The organism is Streptococcus mitis (assembly GCF_047465045.1).
GTDB classification, from domain to species: domain Bacteria; phylum Bacillota; class Bacilli; order Lactobacillales; family Streptococcaceae; genus Streptococcus; species Streptococcus mitis_DT.
On sequence record NZ_JASHAR010000035.1, the window covers coordinates 1 to 7,377 of the forward strand.

Genomic DNA, 7,377 nt, shown 5'->3' on the forward strand with positions numbered 1-7,377 from the left:
AAGCTATAAAATCAAGCATGATTAAAACCAGTGGAACTTACCCTGACACGGAATTCCACTGGTTTTTACGATTTTTATCAGACTAACTTCCACTTCTACTAGCGGTGGAACTTAGTTTGGGAATTTAGCTCATGAAAAAAGAAGCCTTTCGGCTTCCCTTCTTACAAGACTTTTGCTGAAGTACGAGTAATCTCTTCTACTTGAATATTCTCTGATTCAAATTTTTCTTTCAAGGCTGGTAAATCAATTGATCCTTCTATTTGAACTTCGATAATCACCTTACCATCTTTACGCGGAATATTGACTGTATGGGAGATATTCAAATTTTCTTCTACAATCAAAGAAACAATTTTTCCAAGAACGCCGACTTCATTTTCCGTAACAAAGCGCACACGAATTCCTTCTTCACCATAACCAGCAATTTCAAGAAAGGCTTGGAAAACGTCACGGTCCGTAATAACACCATAGACTTGATGGTTATCAACGACAGGAAGAATACCAATCTTGTTTTTTAGCATCAAGTAAGTAGCATCCTCTAGACTCGCATAGCCCGAAACAGTGACAACATCACGAATCATGACATCTTTTACTTTTGTCTTATTTAAAAGATAGTTCATCTCATAGATAGAAAGACTTGTTGCTTTTGATGGACTAGCTTGGGCAATGGTACCCTCAGTCACCAAACCAACTAATTGATCATTTTCGATAACAGGCAAGCGGTGTAATCCTTGCTCTCTCATCAAATCTGCTGCATGAGATACTGTTGTATCTGGACTAATATAAACTACCTTGCGGGTCATAAAATCTTTAACTGCCATGAGACTTCTCCTTTTCTATTCTTATCCCTATTATACAATCTTTTTGTAAATCTATCAAACGCTTATATTTCTTTTTCAAAATTCAGAAAAGTATGAATAAGCTAGCAAAAAGAGCTCTGAAATCGAGCTCTCTGAATGAAGGGTAAGTATGCTTCATTCGATTTTATTTCAATTATCAGAAGCTAAGCTTCCAGTGCAGATGAGAAGTGCTTCACAGTCTCTATATGCCGACTAAAAAGGGCCTCCGGACTATTAATGATGATTACCTCGTAATCTCCATCTGCCGACTAAAACAATCCACTGGATTGTTTTAGCCACCTAGATATGCTTTTCTGACTTCTTCTGATGAAGCAAGTTCTTTTCCTGTTCCTGATAGAACGATTTTTCCTGTTTCCAGTACATAACCTCGGTCAGAGATTGCGAGTGCTTTATTGGCATTTTGTTCAATCAAGAGGACGGTTGTTCCTTGTTTCTGGATGTCTTGAATGATATCAAAAATCTCTTGGATAAAGATTGGAGCAAGTCCCATTGATGGTTCATCTAAAAGAAGAAGTTTTGGTGTTGACATAAGAGCGCGTCCCATAGCAAGCATTTGTTGTTCCCCTCCTGAAAGAGTTGCTGCATCTTGGTTCTTCCGTTCTTCAAGACGAGGAAAGCGTGAGAAAACCTTCTTCAAGTTAGCTTGATTTTCTTCACGATTTTTCTTTAAGAAAGCTCCCATTTCAAGATTTTCCATAACAGTCAAGCCAGGAAAGACGTGGCGTCCTTCTTCGGCATTTTGAAATCGGAAATATTTTATGGCTATAAGAAGACGTTTACGTCTCTTAAGCAATTAGAACAAGCTATTGTAGACTACATTGATTACTACAATAATAAACGAATTAATGTAAAACTAAAAGGACTTAGTCCTGTGCAATACAGAACTAAATCCTTTCAATAATTATTTTTCCAACTTTTTGGGGTAGTACACAACGTTCTCTCTTAAACTTAAATCGTAACGGAATCTTTATCCTTGAGCATATAGCGTTTTAAACGAGTTAAGCTAGCTAACCAGTATAATAGGCCTCCAAAAATTGCAGTAAAGCCACTACCAGTTGTGAGCAGGAACATAGGACTCTGGATATGCTTTGTTATGGGATTGTAAACAAATAATACCGTGACTAACAAGGAAATGATTACACAAGATAATCCTACTAGATTGAAGCCATTTGTAAACTCATAAGCACCATGCCCTTCAAGGGAATAGGCTGAACGCAAATCGAGTTTTCGTTTTCTTAAGATAAAGTAGTCAACAACGATCATTCCGATGATGGGACCTTGAATATAGGCAGCCAGCGAGATGAAGGAACCGAAGTATTCATCCACTCCTCCCCAGATGGTGAGTAGGCTCACATAAATCATGGCAATCCAAACCATTAGTTTATAGCTTACTTTGGGCATCCCACTTTTTACAATCATACAGTTCACGTACGATCCTGTACCCTGAGTTCCAATATTAGCAAAAGCTACCAGTAGTAAACTTAAAAGCGCAAAGGCAGGAGTGCTCAGAGTTGAAAGCATCGTCGTTGGGTCACTTTCATAGACACCTGTTTTAACAAACATGGCTAGAGCCATCACCCCACCTGTCGCAGCAAAGAATGGCGCAACAACCCCGTATGACAAGGCTGTAGCCCAATAGCCACTACGTTCTGATTTTGCCAAACGTGGTAAGACAAAGGCTTGTGTAGACCAAGAAAAGGCTACGGCCACATTTCCTTCCCCTGACATCATAAAACGTTCAATCGGTGTCAAATTTTCTTGAATAGCAGGTTGGACATTCATAATATCACTAATCGGAACCGCAACAAAACAAATTCCAACGATGATTAGCCCAACAAATAACAAGGCTACCACTAGAAAGCGATTAGTACCTTTAATCACCTCTGGACCCCCAAGAGCAATCAGCGTTCCAAGGAGAACACAGAGAGTGCCTAGAATCGGTGCCCATACTCCCTTATCTAAACCAAGTCCAAAATTATTTCCCAAATGAATCATGGAGCTGGCAAAAAGATTGGCGGTAACGGCGTACCAACCAAAATTTGCCAAACTAATCACAGTTGATAGAACAGCTACCCCTTTTCTACCTAGAACAGCTCTCAACCAAATCCATAAATCAATTCCATATTTAACTGCAAACAAAATTGGGAGACATTCGATAAAAACCCAGATAATGTTGAAACTAAAAATATTAATCAACATTTGATTAAAGGTCAAATATTGAGCCACATAGGCTCCTTGGGTATAACACCAAGTTGCAATGGCAAAACCACTTGTCGATAAGAAGAGATCCCAGAAAGAATACTGACGATCCTTGTTGGTCATGGGAACGATTCCCGTTATCGTCTCCTGTTGAATGAAGTCATTCATCTTGGACATTTTATTGAATACCTCCTGTTATGGCTAGGATAATCAGAATATGATTGACTAGAATCATATCAATTACTTATGTAAAATAAACTTTTATGAAAGGGGAGATAAATATACATAGATTAAGGTTTGCATTTTTTAGTTTCACCTACAACTAATTGCTCAAGTTCAATACCAATTCTCATTTTGTTAGGCCTCCGACTAAAAATTAATTTTAGTTGACCATACTGCCCACTATAGTGATACCAAATATAGAAAAACTTCCCTACCCTAATAGATTTACAGACGCTCTCCTGAAATAATCCTCACAAAAGAGTAATAGTATGACGTTCCAAACACCTGAGCTAGATAGCTGTATTTCGTTTTCACGTTTGGAATTTCTTCTACAGAAATTTCAAGTACCTGCTCAGCCTATTCTACCGTATCAATAAAGATTTTCTAAAGCCTCCAGCAAGGGGCATACTCAAGTATTTCTAATCAATCCTCTATCCTTAAATCGTAACGGAATCTCTATCCTTGATCATATAGCGTTTTAAAGGAGTTAAGCTAGCTAGCCAGTATAATAGGCCTCCGAATATCGCCGTAAAACCACTACCCGTTGTGACTAAGAAAATTGGACTTTGAATTTGTGCTGTTACAGGGTTGTAAACAAATAGTACTGCTACCAATAAAGAGATAAATACACAAGACAAGCCAACCAAGTTAAATCCCTTAGTAAACTCGTAAGCGTCATGACCTTCAAGGAAGTAGGCTGAACGCAAGTCGAGTTTTCGTTTTCTTAAGATAAAGTAATCGACAACAATCATACCAATAATTGGCCCCTGAATATAAGCAGCTAGGGAGATGAAGGATCCGAAATACTCTTCCACTCCTCCCCAGATGCTGAGTAGACTCACGTAAATCATGGCAATCCAAACCATTAGCTTATAACTTACTTTAGGCATCCCACTTTTTACAATCATACAGTTCACGTATGATCCTGTCCCTTGGGTTCCAATATTGGCAAAGGCTACTAGTAGTAGACTTAGGAGTGCAAAGGCTGGAGTGCTTAGAGTTGAAAGCATCGTCGTTGGGTCACTTTCATAGACACCTGTTTTAACAAACATGGCTAGAGCCATCACCCCACCAGTCGCAACGAAGAATGGAGCCACAACTCCGTATGATAAGGCTGTAGCCCAATAACCACTGCGTTCTGATTTTGCTAAACGTGGTAAAACCAATGCCTGTGTAGACCAAGAGAAAGCAAAGGCAACATTTCCTTCCCCAGAGAGCATAAAACGTTCTAATGGCGTCAAATCTCCTTGGGTAGCTGGTTGAATGTTCATAATGTCAGTTATAGGAACAGCTACAAAACAGATTCCAACGATAATCAGACCGACAATCAACAGGGCGATAACCAAAAATCGATTGGTCCATTTGATTACTTCTGGACCTCCAAGAGCAATCAACGTTCCAAGAAGAACACAGAGAGTACCTAAAATCGGTGTCCATACTCCCTTGTCTAAACCAAGTCCAAAATTATTTCCCAAGTGGATCATAGAATTGGCAAAAAGATTAGCTGCAACGGCGTACCAGCCAAAGTTAGCCAAGCTAATAATGGTTGATAGCAGGGCTACCCCTTTTTTTCCTAAGACAGCCCTCAACCAAATCCACAAATCAATTCCATACTTAACTGCAAACAAAATTGGGAGGCATTCGATAAAAACCCAGATAATGTTGAAACTAAAAATATTAATCAACATTTGATTAAAGGTCAAATATTGAGCCACATAGGCTCCTTGGGTATAACACCAAGTTGCAATGGCAAAACCACTTGTTGACAGGAAGAGATCCCAGAAAGAATACTGACAATCCTTGTTGGTCATGGGAACAATTCCCGTTATGGTCTCCTGTTGAATAAAGTCATTCATCTTAGACATTTTATTGAATACCTCCTGTCATGGCTAGAATAATCAGAATAAGGTTAATTAGAACTAAGACGATGACTATAGTAAAGTCACTTTTTAAAAATGGCTGAGCAAACACATAGTTTGGTGATTCCATTTCTTCTAGCCTTCTTTTCGTTTCATTTGCCACTAATTCTTCAATTTCTGATGTCGGTTTCATCTCAATTCTCCTCTAAGTATAAATCTAATGCAAGTTTTCCATACTGCTTGGTATAACGATACCAGATATAAAGAAATTCACCTACTGGTTTCCCAACGCTTTCTTGGAACAAGGCCCACAAAAACCAATAATATGAAGTCACTGATACATAGGCCAAGTAGTGGCGTTTGGTTTTCTTGTCTGGAGCTTCTTGTAGATAGATTTCAAGTACCTTTCCAGCTTCTTCTACTGTATAATTTGAACATCCAATAAAGGTTCCTAAATCTCCTGCTGGATCTCCCATACCAGAATATTCCCAATCAATCAAGCTCATTTCTCCAGCTTCATTCAACAAGAAATTCGGGCTATAAGAATCTCCATGGCAGAGAACCTTTTTCGCTTGATCTTCTTGTAAAAACTTCTCGAGAACTGAGATATTCTTATCCAACTCTTCAAGCCCATCAAATTCAAAACGATTGCTGGCTTTTAATTTTTGTCTAAAATCATCAATACCCTCAAATTGATCAAAGGAATGATCCGTTTTTTCTCCAGATTGGTGCAAGCGTCTCAAAAGCTCCATTGCTTTTGCTACATTATCCCAATTATCATAATCTAGTTGCTTGGCATTGGGAATAAATTCTGAAATTTTCCAGCCCTCATACTTGTTCATAGCGACAAAAGTACGATCAATCTTTAATTTTGCAGCAATTTCCATGGAAGCCGCTTCACTAGTTCGATCAATGTAATTCTCCGTTCCCCTACCAGGATGACGATAGACATATCTCTTCCCTAGGCAGTCAAATGAAAACGAAGTATTGGTTAGACCATCTTTTAGAGGTTTGATATTGACAATATCTGAAGCCACACATCCCAATGTCTTACAGATATTATCAATGATTTCCGAATTCGTATTCACCAAATAGTGTTCATCAAACTGACGCAACTCATCTAGTGAATCAAACTCCTTAACAATATCTGCTGAATAATGCCGAGCTTCCAAAGGAAGCTCCTTGACATGACGGCTATAATAGTCTTCCCAGAGCTGTTCGCGATATGGTTCGTGCTTAAATTCAGTTTCTAAAATGTCTACGAATTTTTCACTAAATGCGCGATCAAAATAAACATGCCCCACCATAGCCCAAGTATTCGTTCCACCGATTTGAACATCAATAATCGTGTGATTGGAGTCCTCCTTAGCGCAGTATTCGTCTGTGTCCCCTTCTGCAAATATAGTAGAATAATACCCTCTATAAATATATCGTTCAAACGGATTTTCCACAAAATAATTATCCGACGAGCAAATGTAAGTGTTAGAAAGCTGGTCTCTGACTAGCATGAGAGAAGAACAGTTATTGTACTTGTAGTAATCATTATTTACAACGATTTTAACACCAAATTTTTCTGCTAGATAGAACATTTTTTCCTGCAGATAGCCTACAATAATAGTAATATCCTCTATCCCAGCTTCTTTCAACTGCTTGATTTCTCTCTCAATCAAACGCTCACCTTTGACTTGAAGCAATCCTTTTGGTAATTCATAAGACAAAGGTGCAAAACGGCTACTCATACCCGCTGCCATGATAATGGCATTCTTCACTTGATACGGAGCTAAAGCCTCCTCTCCTATGTCAGTTAAGTTATTTCCCTCGCTAATCCACTTCTTTACTTTACATTCCTTGAGAAGATTATTCACTGTCCCCACAGCGATGTCTAGCTGTTCAGCCAATTGTCTCTGTGTAAAGTTTTCATCTTTGTGAAGCAACAAAAAACGTAAAAGATTAAATTGTTTTTCTGATAACATATCCTCAGCCTCTTTTGTTCAATATTTTATTCATTTAATTATATGATGAACAAACGCTTTTGTCAAGTTAGATTCTATATTAAAAAAACAGATGATCAAATCAATTCCATCAAAATAGTGACAAAACGAAAAAAGCTCCAAAAAAAGAACCTGAGACAAAATAGTTCTCAGCCACAAAAAAGCTAGAGATTTCCAATAGCGGAACTCTAGCTTTTTAATTTTGAGTCGTTCTCTTATTGTATTTGAGGAGGTTATTGGCCATAAGTA

The 7,377-nt window shown here is 38.3% G+C and carries 6 protein-coding genes and 2 pseudogenes; 1 reads left to right on the top strand and 7 read right to left on the bottom strand.

Annotated elements, in window-relative coordinates:
* Positions 1–161: 161 nt before the first annotated feature.
* Both QM409_RS10570 and QM409_RS10575 read right to left on the bottom strand, forming a co-directional pair.
* Positions 162–818 (bottom strand): CBS domain-containing protein, encoded by a 657-nt coding sequence (locus tag QM409_RS10570; protein ID WP_000268673.1) that lies wholly within the window; start codon positions 816–818, stop codon positions 162–164.
* Positions 819–1,128: 310 nt separating this feature from the next.
* Positions 1,129–1,587, bottom strand: a pseudogene (locus QM409_RS10575) (ABC transporter ATP-binding protein); the annotation flags it as partial.
* Between QM409_RS10575 and QM409_RS10580 the strand changes: the two are divergent.
* A pseudogene (locus QM409_RS10580) lies at positions 1,579–1,758 on the top strand (IS3 family transposase); the annotation flags it as partial. The pseudogenes QM409_RS10575 and QM409_RS10580 sit on opposite strands and share 9 nt — an antisense overlap.
* Before the next feature lie 47 nt (positions 1,759–1,805).
* On the opposite strand, the gene QM409_RS10585 reads toward QM409_RS10580, so the two are convergent.
* The 5 genes from QM409_RS10585 to QM409_RS10605 form a co-directional block, all read right to left on the bottom strand.
* Positions 1,806–3,233, bottom strand: coding sequence for a cytosine permease (locus QM409_RS10585; RefSeq protein ID WP_414305712.1), 1,428 nt, complete (start codon positions 3,231–3,233; stop codon positions 1,806–1,808).
* 482 nt (positions 3,234–3,715) lie between these two features.
* Positions 3,716–5,143 carry a cytosine permease gene (locus QM409_RS10590; protein WP_414305713.1) on the bottom strand — a complete coding sequence of 476 codons (1,428 nt, stop codon included), beginning with the start codon at positions 5,141–5,143 and terminating at the stop codon, positions 3,716–3,718.
* A 1-nt stretch (position 5,144) separates the two neighbouring features.
* A complete protein-coding gene (locus QM409_RS10595; RefSeq protein WP_093586637.1) occupies positions 5,145–5,330 on the bottom strand; it encodes a hypothetical protein in 186 nt (61 codons plus the stop codon).
* 1 nt (position 5,331) lies between these two features.
* Positions 5,332–7,110 (bottom strand): phosphotransferase, encoded by a 1,779-nt coding sequence (locus QM409_RS10600; protein ID WP_414305714.1) that lies wholly within the window; start codon positions 7,108–7,110, stop codon positions 5,332–5,334.
* A 30-nt stretch (positions 7,111–7,140) separates the two neighbouring features.
* A partial coding sequence (locus QM409_RS10605) for a hypothetical protein (RefSeq protein ID WP_414305715.1) occupies positions 7,141–7,377 on the bottom strand: 237 nt, incomplete at its 5' end.

Coding starts and splice junctions, on each gene's coding strand:
- QM409_RS10590 (WP_414305713.1), bottom strand. CDS start 5,143: ATGTCTAAGATGAATGACTTTATTCAACAGGAGACCATAACGGGAATT.
- QM409_RS10595 (WP_093586637.1), bottom strand. CDS start 5,330: ATGAAACCGACATCAGAAATTGAAGAATTAGTGGCAAATGAAACGAAA.
- QM409_RS10585 (WP_414305712.1), bottom strand. CDS start 3,233: ATGTCCAAGATGAATGACTTCATTCAACAGGAGACGATAACGGGAATC.
- QM409_RS10570 (WP_000268673.1), bottom strand. CDS start 818: ATGGCAGTTAAAGATTTTATGACCCGCAAGGTAGTTTATATTAGTCCA.
- QM409_RS10600 (WP_414305714.1), bottom strand. CDS start 7,110: ATGTTATCAGAAAAACAATTTAATCTTTTACGTTTTTTGTTGCTTCAC.